The organism is Chamaesiphon sp. OTE_75_metabat_556 (genome assembly GCF_031378165.1).
GTDB lineage: Bacteria > Cyanobacteriota > Cyanobacteriia > Cyanobacteriales > Chamaesiphonaceae > Chamaesiphon.
In genome coordinates, this window is record NZ_JANNDR010000115.1 from 1 (window position 1) to 2573 (window position 2573).

Annotated in this window: 2 protein-coding genes; both read right to left on the bottom strand. The window is 49.0% G+C overall.

The window, feature by feature from the left end; all coding sequences use genetic code 11:
- Window positions 1-276 precede the first annotated feature (276 nt).
- Window positions 277-438 carry a hypothetical protein gene (locus RMO27_RS05085; protein WP_309729959.1) on the bottom strand — a complete coding sequence of 54 codons (162 nt, stop codon included), beginning with the start codon at window positions 436-438 and terminating at the stop codon, window positions 277-279.
- 641 nt (window positions 439-1079) lie between these two features.
- Complete coding sequence (locus RMO27_RS05090; protein ID WP_309729961.1) at window positions 1080-2255, bottom strand: aminotransferase class V-fold PLP-dependent enzyme; 1176 nt, start codon at window positions 2253-2255, stop codon at window positions 1080-1082.
- Window positions 2256-2573: the final 318 nt, after the last annotated feature.

The window sequence follows — 2573 nt, forward strand, 5'->3', positions numbered from 1 at the left end:
TCACTGACCTGATGTTGTCCGGTCGCTACTACCAATTCTTGAATTTGGTCTTCCCCAAATACGGCACCAATGCGGTGTTGCTCCGCAATAATTATTTGCTTTGGCATTCAATTTCCTCGAAAATTAGCAGCACGTCCGGTCGCCGAGAATCGATAGGTGCCGAGCGATGCTGGTATGATGTAACGTAATTTGTCCAAGTAGCTAATTGCTTTGTAAATAGTTGAATCGTTTGCCCAGTCACAACGTTCGTTCGTTGCTAGGGACGCGATCGATCGACTAGATTTGACAATCGAGAGCTAAATGGTCGATCCCGATCGTCCGTAGTTGAGTGCTAAATGATGCATCAATACTGAAGATGGAGATGTTAGCTCTCGATCGCGTATAGGCGATCGGCAGGTAGCTGAGATTGGACGGTCGAATGCTTGCAAGTGTTGTCACGTTTTGCGGCGTAGCTTCACTATCGAGCGGATCTGTTAGGAAGCAGCTAAGCGATATGCTCCAGGGGAGCGGCTGCACCCAAGATAAAGCCAAGTAGTTTCAACCAAGATGTGGACTAACTGACCGAACTTTTCGACCTCGATCGATCGATCTCCCGATCGACCTCAGCACCTACAAAGCTCGATGGCTGCTGGCTTGCGCACTGGCAAAAGCTGGCCATGAAGTTTAGCGTCTGGAGTCAAAAGCGGTCAGGATCTCTAATGAGAGCACCTGCCTTTGACTATTGTTTGCCTAGTGTCTGTTGCAGAGCATCATCCCCATATCTGCTACGAGTAAGTTCGCAAGAGAGGGGGTTGACAGCTTCAGACTATCTCAACTGGCGCACGATCGACTCTAAACACAAGTTGTAGCTGGAGCTTGTTAAAGTAGGACGGACTGGAGCGATCCTCCAATCCTCACTAAATCCATTGCGCTGATTAATTAGTGCAATGGATGGTGGTATGTCCAGAATCCACGAAAATTTTGTCAAGTAAACGATCGCTTCCAGTTTGGATTACCAAAAGGCGTTGGGAAGATCGGCTTAGCTTATTCTTCTTGGTTAGCGATCGCTCCTGGTTACTTTCGATTATACCTGTAAAATGTCACGATCTCAAAGCCAACTTGCGGAGACTTTGAATCGTCTCGATCGTGGCTGTGGCGACGCGATCGATTTGCTCTACTGTATTATTGTGCCCAATTCCAAACCGTAGTGCTGCATAGGCTAGGGATTCGGATCTGCCTAGTGCCTGTAAGACATGAGAAGGGGCAATTTTAGCGGAGCTACAAGCCGCCCCCGATGAGAGGGCGACGGTCGATCGTAAACCCAGGAGTAAAGCATTGCCATCGACCCCCGCCACGCTAATATTCAGATTTCCTGGCAGCCGCTGGGTGGGATGGCCGTTGAGATAAATGCCGTCGATCTGACTTAATTGCGTCCACAACCGTTCCCGTAGTTCGGTGAGCCTGATTGTTTCTGGCTCCATTTCGAGCAGGGCGAGTTCGACAGCTTTGGCAAAACCGACAATTTGGGGCGTATATAGCGTACCGGATCGCATTCCCCGTTCGTGACCGCCACCGTGGAGCTGGGGTGATAGTTGGACGCGGGGATTGCGCCGCCGGACGTAGAGGGCGCCGCTGCCTTTTGGCCCATATACTTTGTGAGCGGTCATCGACATCAGATCGATATTTAAGGCATTAACATCTAGGGGGGTTTGACCGATCGCTTGCGCTGCATCTGTGTGAAATAAAACGCCATGTTCACGACACAATTTACCAATTGCTGATAGGGGTTGCAAAACGCCAATCTCATTATTAGCAGCCATAATTGAGGCTAAGATCGTATCAGGACGGATCGCATTTTTGAGATTATCTAAATCCAGCAAACCATCTGGTTCAACAGATAAATAAGTAACTATAAATCCCAAAGATTCTAAATATTGGCAAGGATCTAAGACTGCATTGTGTTCGGTTTGGAGCGTAATAATATGCTGCCCTTTGGCAAAATAGGCTTCGGCGACACCTTTGAGTGCGAGATTATTGGCTTCTGTTGCGCCACTCGTAAAGACAATTTCTTCGGGACTCGCACCAATAGCGGCCGCGATCGTTTCCCGTGCCCCTGTTACTGCTGCTTCTGCCGCCCAGCCATACTGATGGGTAGTACTAGTTGGATTGCCAAAATGCTCGGTAAAATAGGGCAACATTGTTGCTAAGACGCGCGGATCGACAGGTGTAGTCGCATGTCGATCGAGATAAATTGGCAAGTGTCGATCTGTGGACATTGAGGAAGGAGATGGGGCTAGAGGCGATCGACGTTTGTTAGGGTGGATGCGGAGATTTGACCCACCCCGCCCGTTGGGCACCCCTCCTGGGAGGGGATTTTTAATGGTTACTCTATAGATATGAATTTTTGCCAGATTGGATTTTAGGCAGGTTTACCCCCAGTCGTTCCCAAAGGAAATGACTAAAGAAAATCCCCTCCTCGGAGCGGCGTTTTTATTCTGGGGGAACCCCAGAATAAAAAAACGACAACACAGGGGTGCCCAACGGGCGGGGTGGGTTAGATCTATGCCACACAACAAGAATCAGCAAAACTTTGT

Bases quoted from the DNA above. Each gene is read 5' to 3' on its own strand.
- RMO27_RS05090 (WP_309729961.1), bottom strand. From the start codon at position 2,255: ATGTCCACAGATCGACACTTGCCAATTTATCTCGATCGACATGCGACT.